Source organism: uncultured Acinetobacter sp., assembly GCF_947626835.1.
GTDB lineage: Bacteria > Pseudomonadota > Gammaproteobacteria > Pseudomonadales > Moraxellaceae > Acinetobacter.
In genome coordinates this window covers 52,574-69,105 of the sequence record NZ_CANQTS010000006.1, presented here as the reverse complement: position 1 = coordinate 69,105, position 16,532 = coordinate 52,574, and the positions used below count along the sequence as shown (strand labels likewise).

Here is a 16,532-nt window from a genome sequence, read left to right as displayed (position 1 = left end):
AGGTTTAGGCACTCATTTTGTGCAGTATTTCCTGCTGATGCTTATATACCGTGTCACTAAACTCACCCAGTACCGAAACTTTTTCAAATACATGTTCGCCATACATCAAATCATCAATAAAGCGCTCTGCATCCGTACGGGATAAATCGCATAATTTGGCAATCAAAGGCGAATTGTCATAGGCAATCTGTTGACTGACCTGTGCCAAAGTTTCATCTTTACGTTTCCAAAATAGTTTTTTGGTTTGTGTTTCAGTTAATTCAATCGTACTAAAGCTTGAACAAATCTCAAGAATTTCTACGGCGTAATATGCCATCAATTGCTGTTTAAGCTCAGCAATTAATTGTTGCTGACCTAAAGTCACAATTTTTTTGGCATTTGGATCCAGTAAGGCTTGTAACAGACTGGCCACATAAAACTCAGTTGGACTAAGCTGAGTTTCGCTGAGCGCCAAACAAAGCTGCATATTGTTTAATGATTGTGCTTTGGCTGAAGCTAAAGCATCAATACGGAAATAATGCTGATAAAAGTCAGTTAACCAAGCTTCAGCTTGCGCCACATAATGTGTGCTGTGATCTAACACACTGCACAACAGTGGCGCAATGGCGTAGCTAATGGAGGGAGTTTGTTCACTTTGTTGCAGTACATACAACTGGGTTACAGATTGTAAGGCACGCTTTTCAGCAGCTTGGTTTAAACCTCGTTGCAATGTCTCTACATCTTTACAGTCCAAATACAGCAAAATATGTTTAAGCTGTTGTTCACTCAGCGCGAAGGCATGAAAGAGGTTTTGCAATTCTAAGGACATAGCACTCAACTGATCGCCAATAAAGCGCAACATTTTAGCAAAAAATCTGCTGATTTTCTGTACTTTTTATCATAAAAATGGCTCGTTTAACGAGCCATTTTAGAACACATTTCACTTAATAAGCCAATTGCACCAACATCCGAAATGCCCCTGCAATCAACGCCAATGCAATAAAACCAGCCAGCCACAGCACAATAAACCACTGTGTTTGCGATAGTTTCATAGTTACCTCCTAGTGATAACCGTCATCGCCTATACGTACTTTGTCACGAAATACCCAATACGACGCGATGGTATACATTAAGATGATTGGAATCAGGACTAAAGCACCAATTAAGGCAAACAACTGACTACTCTCAGGTGCTGCTGCCTGCCAAATGCTAAGCGATGGCGGAATGATGTAAGGCCATAAACTAATAATAAAACCTGTATAGGCTAAAAACATCAGGGCCAAAGTATAGATAAATGGACGTAACTCATAGCCATGATGACAAGCACGAATCGCCAAGAAGGTAAATAACACCACCAACAGCGGTACAGGACTTAAATACATGACTAAATCAGGATTAAACCAACGTGCAGCAATATCAGGATGTGCCATTGGCGTGTAAATACTGACCGCTGCAAAAATGACAAACAACGCCATGAGTAATTTTGGCATTAAGGCATACATGTCTTTTTGCAAACGATCTACAGTTTTAAAAATTAACCAACCACAACCCAATGCGGCATACAGTACCACGACCCCTACACCCGTGAATAACGAAAATGGCGTCAACCAGTCCCAACCATTACCTGTGTAGACCCCTAAAGCATTGGTTGGAATACCTTGAATATATGCTCCTAAAATCACCCCTTGACAGAAACTTGCAAAAACAGAGCCCCAAATAAAGGCGCGATCCCACCAATGTTGTGAACGCTGTGATTTAAAGCGAAATTCAAAAGCCACCCCACGAAAGATCAGTGCAATCACCATAAAAGTAATAGGTAAATATAAAGCTGACAGCACTGTGGCATACACCACTGGAAACGCGGCAAACAAGGCTGCACCGCCCAACACCATCCATGTTTCATTACCATCCCAAACAGGCGCGACGGTATTCATCATCACATCGCGTTCTTGTTTGTCTTTAATAAAGGGAAATAAAATCCCAATCCCTAAATCAAAACCATCTAGCATCACATAAATAAAGACCCCAATGGCGATGATGACCACCCAAATCAAAGATAAATCAATCATTGTTTGTGCTCCTCGTCAGCTAAGTCTTCTTTAACGCTGCTCAATGGACGTTTAGATGCCAGGATAACGTCTTGTTCGTTGGCGGGTTGTGAATGGATAAATTCAGGCCCCTTATGCAGCAGACGCAACATATAATAAATCCCAATTCCAAACACCACACAGTACACCAGTACAAATAAAATTAAGGTAAAGCCGACTTGCTCAGCGGATACCGCAGATAAGGCATCTTTAGTACGCATAACCCCATAAATTACCCAAGGCTGACGGCCCACTTCTGTGGTAAACCAACCGGCAAGCACAGCAATAAAACCCGATGGACCCATGATTAAAGCAAAGCGTTGCAAGTGCTTATTTTCGTATAAAGCATCTTTACGGCGTGACCATAAACCCCACAGTGCCAATATAATCATCAAGACACCTAAGCCCACCATAATACGGAAACTCCAAAACACCACCAGTGAATTTGGACGATCTTCAGGTGCAAACTCTTTTAAGCCTGTCACTTTACCGTCTAAGGTGTGGGTCATAATCAAGCTACCCAAGTTTGGAATACCAATGGCATATTTGGTTTCTTCCGCTTGCATATCTGGCATACCAAATAAATACAGTGGCATACCATGATCATGGTTGGTTTCCCAATGTCCCTCAATGGCTGCTAATTTAGCAGGTTGATGTTTTAGGGTATTTAAACCATGAAAGTCACCAATCACTGCTTGCAACGGTGCAAGTATTAAAATTAACCAAAGTGCCATCGAAAAAGAGGTTTTAACTAAACGGTCACGGCGACCTTTTAATAAATGCCAAGCAGCGGTGGCTGCAACCAATAATGCAGACACTAAAAATGCAGCGGCTGCCATATGTAAAAAGCGATACGGAAACGATGGATTAAATACAATCGCAAACCAATCCTCAGGCACAATCAAACCATTTTGAATACTAAAGCCTTGCGGTGTTTGCATCCAACTGTTGGATGATAAAATCCAAAACATAGAAATACATGTACCAATGGCAACCATCAGTGTGGCAAAAAAATGTGCCCGTGGTCCAACACGTCCCCAACCAAACAACATAATGCCTAAAAAGCCAGCCTCTAAGAAGAAAGCACTTAACACTTCATAGGTCAGTAAAGGACCAGTGACGCTGCCTGCCACACGGGAAAATTCACTCCAGTTGGTGCCAAACTGGTAACTCATCACCACGCCGGATACCACGCCCATCCCAAAAGCCACAGCAAAGATTTTGACCCAGAATTTAAATAAATCTTGATAAACCGGATCTTTGGTTTTCAGCCAACGGTATTCCAATACGGCCAAAAAACTGGCTAAACCAATCGAAATCGCTGGAAAAATAATATGGAACGACACAGTAAATGCAAACTGAATACGCGCCAACTCTAATGCAGTTAGACCTAAATTCATGCTGCTACCTCACCCATTGGCTGATTTTTGGCAATGCTTTGCCCATCCCACAACATGCAGGACAATTGAAAAAATGACATGTAAATTACTCAGTAAAAACTTAAAAGAAAAAATTCAAGTTACAGAGCAAGTGGGGGCGCACGACCTTGTGGCATGAGGAAAAGACGTTGCAGCGCAAAATAGATCTGCTTGTTATTTTGAATAAATGCCAAATAACGAACTTGAATCCGATCAATTACTTCATCGACATTTAAGTCTAACGGCAATACTGTATCTGCGTGCACCGTACAATATTGGCAATGATGATTATTGAGATCATGAACATGTTCATGGTGATAAGCCAGAAGCTGCTGAAAATCAAACTCATCAGATTGATCAGTATGAGGATACGTGTTGATTGGGGTAAGCAGACGATGTGTCAAAGCATGGCATGCCGGAGCAACACGATACTGCTCTGGCAATAGCGGTTGTAAATGTACCGCTAACTGTAATAACACTGCGGCAAACGCCACGAGTAAACCACCACATCTTAGCATTTCTGCATCCCACCACAAACGGATAAGAAGATTGCTAAACTCTTGATATATCGAATATACAAAAGTTTACATAACCCTAATATAGATTATAAAAACATATTTTAAAAGCTTTTTTTGCTTTTTTATTCACCAATAAACCTACAAATTGATTGTCTTATTTTTAATCTTATTTTATTTCTTTAACTTAAATGCCTGTTTATACAATGATTGTACTAGTTATATTTCAACCAAATCGCTATGGCTTTTAACTCATTAAAAAAGCCTCGCGATCGCGAGGCTTTTTAGCTTAAGCACCAAATACTTTAAAGCGCTCAGCGTCGTCCATATAGGTTTTATCTTTAGGCTCGCCTTCAACAGAACCAAAGACCAATTGAGCACGCAGTGTCCATGTGGCAGGGATATTCCACTGTGCATGAACTTGTTGGTCGACAATCGGATTATAATGCTGTAAAGATGCACCTAGACCTTCAATCGATAGTGCTGTCCATGTGGCAAATTGCGCAATTGCCGTAGAGTGCTCTGACCAAATAGGAAAATTATCTGCATAAGATGGGAAATTGGCTTGTAAACCTGCCACCACCTCTTGATCTTCAAAAAATAAAACCGTGCCCAGACCTGCTGCAAAACTATCTATTTTGGCATCAGTTTTTGCTGCACTTTCAGCATCTTTGGCATAAGCTTTTAACTGCGCTTTCACCAAATCCCAAAATTTTTCATGTTCTGCGTTAAATAAAATCACCGCACGTGAAGATTGCGAGTTAAATGATGATGGACTTTGTTTAATGGCATTTTGAATCAAATCAGTTAAATAAGTTGGCGTTTGCTCAACATTTTTACCAATGGCATAAATACTACGACGTTTTTCAATAAGTTGTAAAAACTGATTTGACATCTAAATTTCCTCACATAGATGGGCATAAAGTATTTTAAGGCTCAATTGTAACAAAATCGTTAAGCTCAACCGTTAAAGTTTTGTGGTTTTAAATGACAAACAATGCAATTTTTATGCTAAAAAATCCTCCACTTGGGAGGATCTTTTTTGATTTAAAATTGGGCATTCAGTACTGGTTGGGGCAGATAATTCTTCCAAAGATCACGTAAAGTAGGTAAATAGAATTTTTCACCCAATTCAACCAACTCTGCATCAATCAAAGTATGAATATGATGCAGCAATAAATAATCAAGTTGCATGTTCGAAAGCTTCTGATTTTTGTGTGACCATTGTTTACGTTGTTGTTGCGCGTTTTTTACCAATTGATCAGCAAAATTTTTATTTTTAAACTGTGCAATAGCACTTAAACGTAATTCAACCACACCCCACCCCGTCAGTAATAACTTAAAGATTTCAAAGTCTTGCGTTGTAGATTCCCAAGTCATTTCTTCTAAGTCTTCACTCTCTGGCAATACAGGCAAAATCAATTCCATGACGCTTGGAAATATTTTTTTAAAATTAAGAATAAATTTAACAGGATGTTCACCCGGATAATCCTTAAATTGCACCTGTTTTCGAACATCTGTTAAATAAATAGAAAGCATTGAGAGAACCTGTAAGTAAGATGCTGTTTTTCATAAACTTAATATAGATATTGAAGTTGAAAGTTCACAGCCATAAAAATCAACAGGTATTTTAGCAAGTATCAGAGCTTATTCAATCGTTTTAACTCAGGCAGTTTCAATTGGTTTAAAAAATCACAATTTAATACTCTGTTTTTGGTTTAAGTGCAATTTTCTTAACCTTGTTTAGCACATCTAAACCCAACCCCAAGATTCAATAAAAAAAGCCTACATGTTTACAGGCTTTTTTTTAAACTTACTTCATTATTTAACCTTAGGTGCAATCATCTGTTCAGGTTTAACCACTGCATCAAACTGTGCTTCTGTCACCAAGTTTAGCTCAACTGCGACTTGTTTTAAGGTTTTCCCCTCTTTATAAGCCGTTTTTGCCACTTTTGCAGCATTTTCATAACCAATGACTGGATTTAATGCAGTGACCAACATTAATGAATTATGCAAGAAATAATCAATTTTTTCACGATTGGGTTCAATCCCCACGGCGCAATGCTGATTAAAACTATTACAGGCATCACCTAATAACTGAATGGATTGTAAAAGGTTATAAGCAATGACCGGCATAAACACATTGAGTTCAAAATTACCCGATGCACCTGCCACGTTAATCGTGGTGTCATTACCCAGTACCTGTGCCACCACCATAGTCATGGCTTCACTTTGCGTAGGATTCACTTTACCCGGCATAATACTTGAACCCGGCTCATTTTCAGGAATCGAAATTTCCCCAAAACCACAGCGCGGCCCACTTGCTAACCAACGAATATCATTGGCAATTTTATTTAAACTTACCGCTAGCGTTTTTAAAGCACCTGAGGCAAACACCGCAGCATCACGCGCAGCTAAAGCTTCAAATTTGTTTGCAGCAGTCACAAATGGCAAACCAGTTAACTGTGCCAATTGCGTTGCTGCTTGATGGGCATAATCAGGATGGGCATTTAAGCCTGTCCCTACAGCAGTTCCACCCAATGGCAATTCATATAGACCTTCTAAAGCATGATCCAAACGTTTTAAAGCATGATCAAGTTGCGATACATAACCACTAAATTCTTACCCCAAAGTTAATGGGGTGGCATCTTGCAAATGGGTACGACCAATTTTCACAATCTGATTAAACTGTTGCGCTTTGCTATGTAAAGTTGTACGTAGTGCGTTAACGGCAGGAATCAAAAGTTCATGTATTTGTAGACTGGCTGCTACATGAATTGCTGTTGGAAAAGAATCATTGGTAGATTGAGCACGATTCACATGGTCATTCGGATGCACCGGCTGTTGAGCACCTAAAGCATGCCCGAGTTTTTGGTTGGCAATATTGGCAATCACTTCATTACAATTCATATTGCTTTGTGTACCAGAACCTGTTTGCCACACCACCAAAGGAAATTGACTGTCCCATTGCCCCTCAATCACTTCATCAGCTGCTTCGACAATGTAATTTGCCAAATGCTGAGGAAGTTGTTGCAAATTGGCATTGGTTGTTGCTGCTGCCTTTTTAACCAAGCCCATGGCACGAATCATGGCACGAGGTAAGCGTTCATGACCGATTTTAAAGTTTTGTAGACTGCGTTGGGTCTGTGCACCCCACAATGCTTCACCTGGTACTGCCACTTCACCCATTGTGTCATGTTCAATACGTGTTGACATGTCTCACCTCTATTTTTATACAGTTATTGGCTTTAGCACACATCGACATGCTATGGCTGGAGCTCAGTAGCTTAATTCACTCGTAGCAATAAGTAAATGATAACTATTTACATTATTGTCCCTGTAGGACATTTTGATAAAACAACCATTGGTCTAAAATCATTTTGTCTAGATCATGCTGTGGCTGCCAATGTAACATTTGTTGGGCTTTATTGGATTGACTGCCCAATTGAGCAGGCTCTAGCGTATCCATGGCGATGGCAGCTTGCGTTGCAATGGGTTTTTCGGTGACCTGTGCAATTTTTGCCACCAATTGCTGCATAGAAATCACCTCACCTGCAATATCAAAAGCCTCACATACATTCTGCTGTTGAAACAACCACGTTAAACTGGCAATCACGGCACGAGATGCATCCATCACATGTAAAAAACTACGCTGTGCGGTATGATCTGGCGTTGCTGCATCTTGGCGCAACTCCACTACATCACGCTGTTGTGCTGCGACCTGTAAAGCAAGCGGCAAAATATTTTTTGGCAGTGGTGCTATCATCTCACCTAAAATCCCATTACCAAATGCACCGCCAATGTTGGCAAGCCGCAAGATCGCGATCTTCCATTCGTTATCGGTCGCAAAGGTGTCCTGAATGATCTGTTCCATCATTTGCTGTGATTTAATATACGGGTTTGGATAGTTATACTGTATGGCTTGTTGTTCATTAAGTTCTAAACTTGACAGACCATATACAGCAAGACTCGACAGATGCACCAAATGACGCACACCTGTGCGTTGCATAGAACGTAATAAACTCATAATGCCACTAATATTGTCGTTGTAATATTCTAGTGGTTTGAGCGCCGATTCGTGAATAGATTTAAACCCTGCACAATGCACAACAGCATCAATCGAGTACTGTTCAAAAACTTTATTTAAGGCCGGCGTATTTCGAATATCTAACTTTACAAAAGGCACAAACATGCCTGAGCTATACTCAAGGCGTTGTAAAATTTGTACATTGGCGTTGGAAAGATTATCCACAATGACCACTTCTTGGCCTTGTGCCATGAGGCTTAACGCAATGTGAGAGCCAATAAAGCCTAAACCACCCGTGACGAGAATCATTGTATACTACCCTTATCATTATGAAGTCTAAGGTCCTGTTGAGGACCATGAAATACCATGTCTACTCTATTACTGATTACCTCCGCACCAAGCAGCATTCATGCTTGGCACGCTTTGGGTCTTGCCGAAGCGTTACAGGCGAAAAAACAGCCATTTCGCGTCTTTTTTTATCAAGATGGTGTCTATGTGGCCAATCGCCTACAATGGCAACCGGATGATCAACGCAATTTAAGCCATGCATGGCAAAGGCTTGGCATTCGTTTGCCGGTATGTGTCAGTGCAGCTTTAGCGCGTGGCATTACTGATGCTGAAAATGCCAAGCGTCATCAACTTGATCATCACAATCTTGCAGCACAATTTGAGCTGGTGGGCTTAGGTGAGCTTGCCGATGCTGTTCAAGAAGCTGTACGTATTATTCAATTCTAAGTGGTTATATTTGCAACATTGTTGCGTTTAAAAAGGTAAATTGTGTGAAATCTGTATTGGTTATTTTAAGCCATGCCAATTTAAGCAGCTTGCAAGTCCATGAAAGCTTATCGGCCACCATGGTATTGGCCACCTTTGGTTGTGAAGTAAAGGTTTTATTGCAAGATGCGGCGTTAAGTTTATTACAAAGTGATGTAGCGTTTGATACGCTCAAACATGCTTTTAAAGTGGCATCAAATATGGTCGATAGCTTTGAATTTTATGATCTCACCCCGATTTTGATTGAACGCAAGCATGCTCATCATGCTTTTGTAGAAAAGAGCAATCAAGATATTGAAATGATTGATTTTAATTCTGATTTTTTATCTAAATTTAATCATGTCTTATATTGGTAAGGGAAAGGGATAGGAAATGTCAAATTGTCTTTATTTAGTACAATCTTCTTATCACGCAACCCCTCACATGATGCAATACATTAATCAAGTGTATCAACATGGTGATTGTGTCGTGTTGATGGGAGATGCGGTGCTGCATGCAGATTTATACTGTCAGGATTATCGCTGTGCGATCTTAGACGCAGATACAGGCATGTTAGTCAGTGTTCCAAGCCACATACAGGTGTTGTCTTATGCAGATTTTGCCGATTTAACTTTAAGCTATTCACGTTGTATGCGGTTGCAATAAAGAGGATATTATGAGTTTAGCGTTAGATCAAGATGGTCATTTAGTCGACTATACCCTTTGGAATGAAGAGGTGGCCCAACAATTGGCGCAAAGCCTTGAGCTTGAGTTAACCGAATGGCACTTTGCAGTATTACATGCAGTACGTGCTTTTTACCAGCAATTTGGGCACTCCCCTGCAACGCGACCTTTAATCAAATTTTTGATGAAAACAGTCAGTGCAGATATTGATAACGCTGTGTTACAAGCACGTTTTAATACAGGTTTGGTTGCACGTCATTTAAGTCGTTTAGCCGGTGTGCCAAAACCTGCCAATTGTTTGTAATTAACATCAGCCAAGCACAGGTTTGGCTGATTTCACAATATTTACAATTTGTGTCGTTTAATTCTAAGCATTGGCTTAAACTTAATGGGTTATTTGGCTTTTTCTTTAGTTGAGCATGCAGCAACGCGTTAAAATTCGTTTTCCTCTAGGTGCACATTTAGTGGTCAAACACTTAGGCTATTCGCACCATGGTATTTATGCTGGTCGCGGTCGCGTCATTCATTATTCAGGTTTTGCGCATCTTTTCAAAAAGCATCCGATTGAAGTTACCAGCTTGCAAAAATTTAGCCGTGGTAAAACCATTGATGTACACACGTACTTACAGCCTAAATACCAAGGTCGTAAAGTGGTACGTCGTATGCGCTCGCGTATGCACGAAAATAACTACCATTTAATTGTTAATAATTGCGAGCATTTATGTACTTGGGCCATTACTGGAGTTGAAAGTAGTCCGCAAGTCTTTGCCATGATGCATCGTTTAACCACGATTGGTTATATCAGCTCTATTTTAAGTTATATGAATGGGATGCTGCTGACCATTACCACCACTTGTTTTGCTTTGGTGTTTTATATTAAGAAGAAATTACGTGATAAAGCCAAGCAATTACACCATCTAAAATAAAAAAAAGCCCCACCGTGGTGGGGTTACGAGAAACTTACAATAATATTTCATCTAAAATATGCGTGATTTTTAACCTCAAGTCAATTGTATTGCTCATTTAGCGACCAAAGTCGTACATGTTTGATTTAATAACCTTGGTCAGCAAGCCAATTGATAAATAGGACGTAGATAAAGTGATTGGATTCAAGCTCCATCAAGACTCATAAGCTGTAAAAAGATACCAATTGCCCTCACCTACTCATGGTTAAAGATAAACACTAGCCTTAAAAAAAAGCCCAACCAAAGTTGAGCTTTTAAACTGATTGCTCAAGTGACATTTGAGCAATTGCATTGGGACAAAACTATGCTTGGTTTTATCCTCACTTTGGTTTAAAGCTGTCTTTTAAATCTAAGATACGGTTAAACACGGGCTTTTCAGCAGTGTAATCATGTTGATCTGCAACGAAATAACCTTCACGTTCAAATTGGAAACGATCTTCTGGTTGAGCTTGTGCTAATGCAGGCTCTACAATCGCTTGAAGTACTTGCAATGAATCTGGATTTAAGTTCGCTAAGAAATCATCTCCGACCTCTGGATCGGCTTCATTAAATAAACGATCATAAATACGCACTTCAGCAGGTACACCTTTGCTTGCAGATACCCAATGAATCACGCCTTTTACCTTACGACCTTCAGGGTTTTTACCTAAAGTTGCAGGGTCAATTGAACATTTTAGCTCAACCACTTCGCCATTTTCATCTTTAATCACGTCATCGCATTTAATCACGTAAGCATGACGTAAACGCACTTCACCACCCGGAATTAAACGTTTAAAGCCTTTGGGTGCAATTTCTTCAAAGTCTTTACGATCAATAAAGATGTCTTGTGTCAATGGAATGATACGTTCACCCATATCCACGTTAGGATGACGTGCATGCACCAAATCAAGCGCTTCTGGCAAGTTGGTTAAAGTGACTTTAAGAGGATTTAATACCGCCATACCACGACTTGCCGTATTTTCTAAAGATTGACGAATACAGAATTCAAGCATGGCGACGTCAACAATACTGCCATCGACTTTGGTCACACCTACACGCTTACAGAAATCACGTAAACCTTCAGGGGTAAAGCCACGGCGACGCATACCCACAACAGTTGGCATACGTGGGTCATCCCAACCATTCACAAAGCCACCTTCAACCAATTTACGTAGTTTACGTTTCGAGGTAATAGTGTAATCGACGTTTAGACGGCTCGATTCGTATTGACGCGGTACGCTTTTTGATTGAACTTTTGCAATCACCCAGTCATAAAATGGACGATGATCAACAAATTCTAAAGTACATAATGAATGGGTAATGCCTTCAATGGCATCAGACAATGGATGCGCATAGTCATACATTGGGTAGATTTTCCAAGTATCACCAGTTTGGTGATGACTTGAGTGTAAAATGCGATACAAAATTGGGTCACGCATATGCACATTTGGCGATATCATATCAATTTTAGCACGCAGTACCGCTTGACCTTCTGCATATTCACCACTGCGCATTTTTTCAAAGCGCTCAAGGTTTTCTTCAACCGTCGCATCGCGTTGTGGTGAGTTTTTACCCGGCTCAATAAAGTTACCGCGGTTTAATTTAATTTCTTCTGGGCTTTGTAAATCAACGTAAGCATCGCCTTGTTGAATAAGCTGTACAGCCCATGTGTACAATTGGTCAAAGTAGCTTGATGCATAACGCGGCGCGCCATCCCAATTAAAGCCTAACCATTTTACATCGTTGGCAATACCATCTACATATTCTTGTTCTTCAGCATCTGGGTTGGTGTCATCAAAACGTAAGTTACATGCACCATTAAATTCTTCGGCAATTCCAAAGTTTAAACAAATTGCTTTTACATGTCCGATATGTAAATAGCCGTTTGGCTCTGGTGGAAAACGCGTCAATACCTTTTGGGTACGACCCTCGGCTAAATCGTCAGTAATGATTTGACGAACAAAGTCTAAGCCCGGCTGTTGTTCTTGCTGCGCAGCATCGACTGAGGCAGTGGTATTCGGCAAAGACGCAACAACATCATTTGGCTTCATCACAGTAAAATCACTTCTAAAATAAAAAATTAGGATAATTAAAACGCGTTTTTCAGTTTTTCACAAAGAAATTCACGTTTTTTGCTTGCTATGTAGTTTACAGTTTGCTTATGCTTCTCTCAACCAAAAAACCCATGGCTTTAGTGTCCATGTTTAGGAGATTACCCAATGAGTTTTCCTCAAGTTGAATTAAACACCAATAAAGGCCGTGTTGTTCTCGAACTTAACACTGAAAAAGCACCAAAAACTGCTGAAAACTTCTTACAATATGTACGTGATGGTTTTTATGATGGCGTTATCTTCCACCGTGTGATTGATGGTTTCATGGTTCAAGGCGGCGGCATGGACGAAAACTTCAAAGAAAAAGCAACACGTGATGCGATTGAAAATGAAGCAGACAACGGCTTAAGCAACGATGTAGGTACGATTGCGATGGCACGTACACAAGCGCCACACTCTGCATCTGCACAGTTTTTCATCAACGTATTAAATAACACCTTCTTAAACCACACCGGCAAAACTGCACAAGGTTGGGGTTATGCTGTATTTGGTAAAGTGGTTGAAGGCATGGACGTTGTCAACGAAATTAAAGGCGTTCGTACAGGCAACCGTGGCTACCACGCTGATGTTCCACTAGAAAACGTGGTGATCGAATCTGCAAAAATCATTGCTGAGTAATTGATTTGGATTAAATCCCTCTGTCTTTACAGGGGGATTTTGTTTTTTAAGCTGCCAAATGCTCCATATTAGATACAGGAAAAGATTGTGACTTATTTGTTTATCGCTGATTTACATTTGTCACCGCAATATCCTCGCTTAACTCGAGGGTTTTTGGCTTTATTACAGCAGTATCAACATTGCAACACCCAACTGTATATCTTGGGGGATTGGTTCAACGCATGGATTGGCGATGATCAAAACAGCGCTTGGCTCGATGAGATGATCAAGGTATTAAACGCATTTCGTGCTCAGGGCAACGAGATCTTTTTTTTAGTGGGTAATCGTGATTTTGCTTTAGGGCAGAAATTTCTGGATCGTTTTGGTGGAAAATTATTAGCTGATATCAGTTACTTAAATTTAGGTAGGTTGACTATTCGCCTAGAACATGGCGATGGTTTATGTACCGATGATGTCTCCTATCAGCGCTTTAAGAAAATTATTCGCAACCCTATATTACTTAGGCTATTAAAAGCCACCCCTTTAGGTTTTCGGCAAGCACTTGCCGATGGTTTTCGCAAAAAAAGTCAGCAAACCAATCAAATCAAAAGCTATAGCGTCATGGATGTAAACCAACAGGCTGTAGAACAGGCCTTAGAACATGTTGATGTTCTGATTCATGGACATACCCATCGTCCAAACATTCATGTTGTACAGGGTAAGCCACGCATTGTATTGGGGGATTGGCGTGAAGATGAAGCACAAATTTTAGTAATCCATAATCAAAAAGACTTTCAAAAAATAGAACTTACAACATGGATCTATGATTAAGTTGCTTAAGGAGTTTTAAATGCAAATCACATTAAAAAAAGCAAACCACATTTTTTTGATTTTCTTAATTCTATTTATCTTTGTAGGATTTTTAAATATTGATGCCGCTTTAACAACTTTTATTGATGCTTATTTTTCGCTGCTTTTAATTATCCTGCTGCTAAGTCTATCTTTTTTAATTTATGAAATCATACTTTCCATTCGTGAAAAAAGAAAAATCATGCTGGATTTAAAGCAAGATCATCAAGTTTTAATTCACAAATTGACCCAATTATCTTATGAAGAAAAAAATATTTTAGCTTTATTTGTGAATGACAAAGTGCAAGAGAAAAGCCTGAATCCACATGATCAAGCCGTCGCTTGGTTACAAAATATCAAATTTATTCATTTCACAGGCAAGCTTGATCGTCATAAACACGTATTTAGAATTGAACCCAGTCTTGCTAAATATTTAAGCCAAAATCCCAACTCTTTGTATTAACATGACAGGTAAATCAACATAGCATCAACTCTATTGATTTGCTAAGATCGCCTCCAGACTTTCTAGCCCTTTAAACAAACTAAATATGTCTAAATAAACAGCTATTTTTCTGCACTTTATAATAGATGTTGCAAGGTCTAGCTCTTTTTAAGGGGTCAGCACGCAAATGCGGTAGGTAGATAAAATAATACTGTCAACTTGACGGCTTTATTTTAAAATAGCCACAAAATGATGTTGGACCTTAAAATGGATCTGTTAAAAGTTTTACAAAGCCGTTATACCACCAAAGCTTACGATGCCAATAAAACCATCCCTGCAGAAAAGTTTGAACAACTGTTGGCTATGTTACGTTTAGCCCCATCGTCTATTAATATTCAGCCGTGGCATTTTATCATTGCTGATCATGTGGCAGCCAAACAGCGCATTACCAAAGCTTTAGTGGGCAAATATGCATACAATGCCCCAAAAGTTTTAGACTCCTCACATACCATTTTATTTTGTACTAAAGCGGATATTGATGCTCAGCATTTAGAGCAATTATTGGCGCAAGATGAAATCAGTGGTCGTTTTAAAGATGAACAAGCCAAGCAAGGACAAAAAGACACACGCACGGGGTACATTGAGTATTATCGCAATGAAAAAGGTGATATTCAGCGTTGGGCTGAAAATCAAACTTTCATTGCCTTAGGACAAATGCTACTTGCAGCAGGTATTGAAAATATTGATGCCACACCGATTGGTGGTTTTAATGAAGAAATTTTAGATCAAGAGCTACAGTTAACTGCTCAAGGCTTGGTTCCATCGGTCATTTTAACTTTAGGGTATCGTAGCGAACAGGATTTTAACGCTAAATTACCTAAATCACGCTTAGCAGAAGATCTGATCTTTACGCGCTTATAACTGCTAACACTTTGGGCAAGTTCGCTTGCCCAAATTTAAAAAAAGAGCTTGCTGATTGACCTAAAAAGCCGATATTTTATACAAAAATAAAAAGCGATCCTTGCTCATGTTTAAAATTACCCCATTACCAATTAAATTTGAATGTACAAGCTGCCATCATCTTTATATGCATGTTGGACAACAGGCCTGTGCGCAGCATTATCCGAGTTGCCCAGCTTGCGGTGCACATGGGCGTTTATTGGGCAATGCCGAAGCAGTTGATGCAGTCAAGCACCCACGTACTTTCATGCAAAGTTATATTAAGATGACATTGCAAATGCTAGGCAAAATACGCTAATTAAAGCCAAGCTTAAGCCTAAGACTGAACTTGGTTTCAACTGCTCTTTAAAGATCGCAACACCGGCGATGACACCTAAAACCACCACCAAAATATTCATACCTGCAAATACCACAGCAGGACTGTCTTTAAGCAGCTTATGTGCTTGCAGATATAAGGCGATATTGGCGAAATTAAGCACACCTAAACCTAAACCCGCCCAAATATTTTTAGCACTGCCCCAAGTAGCATAACGACAACGAATAAAGCCCAGTGACACGACAAAGGCAAAAACAAAGATGAGGTTTAAGGTCAGTGCAAACTGTAGCCCAAGACCAGTACTATATTTTAGCAGCACATCAATTAAGGCATATCCCCCCCAGACCAAAGCCAAATACAATAAGCCTTGGTTTTTTGAGGCTTGATCTTTTTGGTGTGAATATAAAATCAGCCCAATAGCCACCACGCCTAAACCAATCCCTAACAATTTAAGCGCATTAAAACTTTCATTGAAAATAAAATATGCCGCAGTTAAAGACAATACCACCGACAAACGCTGCGCGATTTCAGTCTTTAAAATACCGGCCTGATTAAGCGCATGTGCCAAGCACAAAAAAATGCTCGGTAATAAAAACCCTAAGCTCACGATGAGCCACCACGGCGTTGCCCAAGACAATTGACTAAACTGTGGCTCAAACCACAGACCACACAACACACTGGCCGAGAGATAATTCCAAGTGATCATCTCAAGGGACTGATAGCCTTTTTGCTTGGCTATTTTAATTAAAATCGAAACGCATACGCTGCATAAGGCAGCTGCCAAAATAAAGCTCATATCTGGTTAAGTCATCCTTGTTGACAAAAAAAAGCCCACATCAGTGTGGGCTTT

Annotated in this window: 20 protein-coding genes and 1 pseudogene; 10 read left to right on the top strand and 11 right to left on the bottom strand. The window is 39.9% G+C overall.

Annotation, left to right across the window (positions count from 1 at the left end; all coding sequences use genetic code 11):
• Positions 1–4: 4 nt before the first annotated feature.
• The 9 genes and pseudogenes from Q0Z55_RS04850 to Q0Z55_RS04810 form a co-directional block, all read right to left on the bottom strand.
• Positions 5–808: a hypothetical protein gene (locus Q0Z55_RS04850; RefSeq protein WP_297424943.1), complete on the bottom strand. Its 804-nt coding sequence runs from the start codon at positions 806–808 to the stop codon at positions 5–7.
• A gap of 115 nt (positions 809–923) precedes the next feature.
• Positions 924–1,031 carry a DUF2474 domain-containing protein gene (locus tag Q0Z55_RS04845; RefSeq protein WP_297424939.1) on the bottom strand — a complete coding sequence of 36 codons (108 nt, stop codon included), beginning with the start codon at positions 1,029–1,031 and terminating at the stop codon, positions 924–926.
• A gap of 9 nt (positions 1,032–1,040) precedes the next feature.
• On the bottom strand, positions 1,041–2,048 hold the full coding sequence (gene cydB / locus Q0Z55_RS04840; protein ID WP_297424936.1) for a cytochrome d ubiquinol oxidase subunit II: 1,008 nt from the start codon (positions 2,046–2,048) through the stop codon (positions 1,041–1,043).
• Positions 2,045–3,466, bottom strand: a complete 1,422-nt coding sequence (locus Q0Z55_RS04835; protein WP_297424934.1) for a cytochrome ubiquinol oxidase subunit I — start codon at positions 3,464–3,466, stop codon at positions 2,045–2,047. Before Q0Z55_RS04835 ends, cydB begins: the two co-directional genes overlap by 4 nt.
• A gap of 119 nt (positions 3,467–3,585) precedes the next feature.
• On the bottom strand, positions 3,586–4,002 hold the full coding sequence (locus tag Q0Z55_RS04830; protein ID WP_297424931.1) for a DUF2946 domain-containing protein: 417 nt from the start codon (positions 4,000–4,002) through the stop codon (positions 3,586–3,588).
• A 286-nt stretch (positions 4,003–4,288) separates the two neighbouring features.
• Positions 4,289–4,894 carry a nitroreductase family protein gene (locus tag Q0Z55_RS04825; protein WP_297424929.1) on the bottom strand — a complete coding sequence of 202 codons (606 nt, stop codon included), beginning with the start codon at positions 4,892–4,894 and terminating at the stop codon, positions 4,289–4,291.
• A gap of 152 nt (positions 4,895–5,046) precedes the next feature.
• On the bottom strand, positions 5,047–5,538 hold the full coding sequence (locus Q0Z55_RS04820) for a hypothetical protein (RefSeq protein WP_297424926.1): 492 nt from the start codon (positions 5,536–5,538) through the stop codon (positions 5,047–5,049).
• A gap of 282 nt (positions 5,539–5,820) precedes the next feature.
• Positions 5,821–7,215 (bottom strand): annotated as a pseudogene (gene fumC / locus Q0Z55_RS04815) (class II fumarate hydratase).
• Between the two features lie 112 nt (positions 7,216–7,327).
• Positions 7,328–8,335, bottom strand: a complete 1,008-nt coding sequence (locus Q0Z55_RS04810; protein ID WP_297424923.1) for an SDR family NAD(P)-dependent oxidoreductase — start codon at positions 8,333–8,335, stop codon at positions 7,328–7,330.
• A gap of 57 nt (positions 8,336–8,392) precedes the next feature.
• On the opposite strand from Q0Z55_RS04810, the gene tusD reads away from it, so the two are divergent.
• The 5 genes from tusD (at position 8,393) to Q0Z55_RS04785 (ending at position 10,389) form a co-directional block, all read left to right on the top strand.
• Entirely contained in the window at positions 8,393–8,761 is a 369-nt protein-coding gene (tusD, locus tag Q0Z55_RS04805; RefSeq protein WP_297424920.1) for a sulfurtransferase complex subunit TusD, read from the top strand.
• Between the two features lie 44 nt (positions 8,762–8,805).
• A complete protein-coding gene (locus Q0Z55_RS04800) occupies positions 8,806–9,156 on the top strand; it encodes a hypothetical protein (protein WP_297424917.1) in 351 nt (116 codons plus the stop codon).
• A gap of 16 nt (positions 9,157–9,172) precedes the next feature.
• Positions 9,173–9,445, top strand: coding sequence for a hypothetical protein (locus Q0Z55_RS04795; protein WP_297424914.1), 273 nt, complete (start codon positions 9,173–9,175; stop codon positions 9,443–9,445).
• A 10-nt stretch (positions 9,446–9,455) separates the two neighbouring features.
• Positions 9,456–9,767: a TusE/DsrC/DsvC family sulfur relay protein gene (locus Q0Z55_RS04790; RefSeq protein ID WP_297424911.1), complete on the top strand. Its 312-nt coding sequence runs from the start codon at positions 9,456–9,458 to the stop codon at positions 9,765–9,767.
• Between the two features lie 115 nt (positions 9,768–9,882).
• On the top strand, positions 9,883–10,389 hold the full coding sequence (locus Q0Z55_RS04785; RefSeq protein ID WP_297424908.1) for a lecithin retinol acyltransferase family protein: 507 nt from the start codon (positions 9,883–9,885) through the stop codon (positions 10,387–10,389).
• Positions 10,390–10,748: 359 nt separating this feature from the next.
• On the opposite strand, the gene Q0Z55_RS04780 is transcribed toward Q0Z55_RS04785, so the two are convergent.
• On the bottom strand, positions 10,749–12,458 hold the full coding sequence (locus tag Q0Z55_RS04780; RefSeq protein WP_297425032.1) for a glutamine--tRNA ligase/YqeY domain fusion protein: 1,710 nt from the start codon (positions 12,456–12,458) through the stop codon (positions 10,749–10,751).
• 168 nt (positions 12,459–12,626) lie between these two features.
• Here Q0Z55_RS04780 and Q0Z55_RS04775 point away from each other — a divergent pair, with 168 nt between their 5' ends.
• From Q0Z55_RS04775 to Q0Z55_RS04755, 5 genes are all read left to right on the top strand, one after another.
• A complete protein-coding gene (locus tag Q0Z55_RS04775; RefSeq protein ID WP_297424905.1) occupies positions 12,627–13,136 on the top strand; it encodes a peptidylprolyl isomerase in 510 nt (169 codons plus the stop codon).
• A gap of 87 nt (positions 13,137–13,223) precedes the next feature.
• Positions 13,224–13,946 (top strand): UDP-2,3-diacylglucosamine diphosphatase, encoded by a 723-nt coding sequence (locus Q0Z55_RS04770; protein WP_297424902.1) that lies wholly within the window; start codon positions 13,224–13,226, stop codon positions 13,944–13,946.
• 19 nt (positions 13,947–13,965) lie between these two features.
• The gene (locus tag Q0Z55_RS04765; RefSeq protein WP_297424899.1) at positions 13,966–14,427 is read left to right on the top strand and encodes a super-infection exclusion protein B; all 462 of its coding nucleotides are present in this window, start codon (positions 13,966–13,968) and stop codon (positions 14,425–14,427) included.
• Between the two features lie 246 nt (positions 14,428–14,673).
• Entirely contained in the window at positions 14,674–15,327 is a 654-nt protein-coding gene (gene nfsB / locus Q0Z55_RS04760; RefSeq protein WP_297424896.1) for an oxygen-insensitive NAD(P)H nitroreductase, read from the top strand.
• 106 nt (positions 15,328–15,433) lie between these two features.
• On the top strand, positions 15,434–15,664 hold the full coding sequence (locus Q0Z55_RS04755) for a hypothetical protein (protein ID WP_297424893.1): 231 nt from the start codon (positions 15,434–15,436) through the stop codon (positions 15,662–15,664).
• Here the strand turns inward: Q0Z55_RS04755 and Q0Z55_RS04750 are convergent.
• Positions 15,627–16,478: a DMT family transporter gene (locus Q0Z55_RS04750; protein ID WP_297424891.1), complete on the bottom strand. Its 852-nt coding sequence runs from the start codon at positions 16,476–16,478 to the stop codon at positions 15,627–15,629. The genes Q0Z55_RS04755 and Q0Z55_RS04750 overlap by 38 nt on opposite strands.
• Between the last annotated feature and the right edge of the window lie 54 nt (positions 16,479–16,532).

What these genes read in the sequence shown, in the direction of transcription:
- Q0Z55_RS04850 (WP_297424943.1), bottom strand. Translation starts at nt 808, where the DNA reads ATGTCCTTAGAATTGCAAAACCTCTTTCATGCCTTCGCGCTGAGTGAA.
- Q0Z55_RS04845 (WP_297424939.1), bottom strand. Translation starts at nt 1,031, where the DNA reads ATGAAACTATCGCAAACACAGTGGTTTATTGTGCTGTGGCTGGCTGGT.
- cydB (WP_297424936.1), bottom strand. Translation starts at nt 2,048, where the DNA reads ATGATTGATTTATCTTTGATTTGGGTGGTCATCATCGCCATTGGGGTC.
- Q0Z55_RS04835 (WP_297424934.1), bottom strand. Translation starts at nt 3,466, where the DNA reads ATGAATTTAGGTCTAACTGCATTAGAGTTGGCGCGTATTCAGTTTGCA.
- Q0Z55_RS04830 (WP_297424931.1), bottom strand. Translation starts at nt 4,002, where the DNA reads ATGCTAAGATGTGGTGGTTTACTCGTGGCGTTTGCCGCAGTGTTATTA.
- Q0Z55_RS04825 (WP_297424929.1), bottom strand. Translation starts at nt 4,894, where the DNA reads ATGTCAAATCAGTTTTTACAACTTATTGAAAAACGTCGTAGTATTTAT.
- Q0Z55_RS04820 (WP_297424926.1), bottom strand. Translation starts at nt 5,538, where the DNA reads ATGCTTTCTATTTATTTAACAGATGTTCGAAAACAGGTGCAATTTAAG.
- Q0Z55_RS04810 (WP_297424923.1), bottom strand. Translation starts at nt 8,335, where the DNA reads ATGATTCTCGTCACGGGTGGTTTAGGCTTTATTGGCTCTCACATTGCG.
- tusD (WP_297424920.1), top strand. Translation starts at nt 8,393, where the DNA reads ATGTCTACTCTATTACTGATTACCTCCGCACCAAGCAGCATTCATGCT.
- Q0Z55_RS04795 (WP_297424914.1), top strand. Translation starts at nt 9,173, where the DNA reads ATGTCAAATTGTCTTTATTTAGTACAATCTTCTTATCACGCAACCCCT.
- Q0Z55_RS04790 (WP_297424911.1), top strand. Translation starts at nt 9,456, where the DNA reads ATGAGTTTAGCGTTAGATCAAGATGGTCATTTAGTCGACTATACCCTT.
- Q0Z55_RS04785 (WP_297424908.1), top strand. Translation starts at nt 9,883, where the DNA reads ATGCAGCAACGCGTTAAAATTCGTTTTCCTCTAGGTGCACATTTAGTG.
- Q0Z55_RS04780 (WP_297425032.1), bottom strand. Translation starts at nt 12,458, where the DNA reads ATGAAGCCAAATGATGTTGTTGCGTCTTTGCCGAATACCACTGCCTCA.
- Q0Z55_RS04775 (WP_297424905.1), top strand. Translation starts at nt 12,627, where the DNA reads ATGAGTTTTCCTCAAGTTGAATTAAACACCAATAAAGGCCGTGTTGTT.
- Q0Z55_RS04765 (WP_297424899.1), top strand. Translation starts at nt 13,966, where the DNA reads ATGCAAATCACATTAAAAAAAGCAAACCACATTTTTTTGATTTTCTTA.
- nfsB (WP_297424896.1), top strand. Translation starts at nt 14,674, where the DNA reads ATGGATCTGTTAAAAGTTTTACAAAGCCGTTATACCACCAAAGCTTAC.
- Q0Z55_RS04755 (WP_297424893.1), top strand. Translation starts at nt 15,434, where the DNA reads ATGTTTAAAATTACCCCATTACCAATTAAATTTGAATGTACAAGCTGC.
- Q0Z55_RS04750 (WP_297424891.1), bottom strand. Translation starts at nt 16,478, where the DNA reads ATGAGCTTTATTTTGGCAGCTGCCTTATGCAGCGTATGCGTTTCGATT.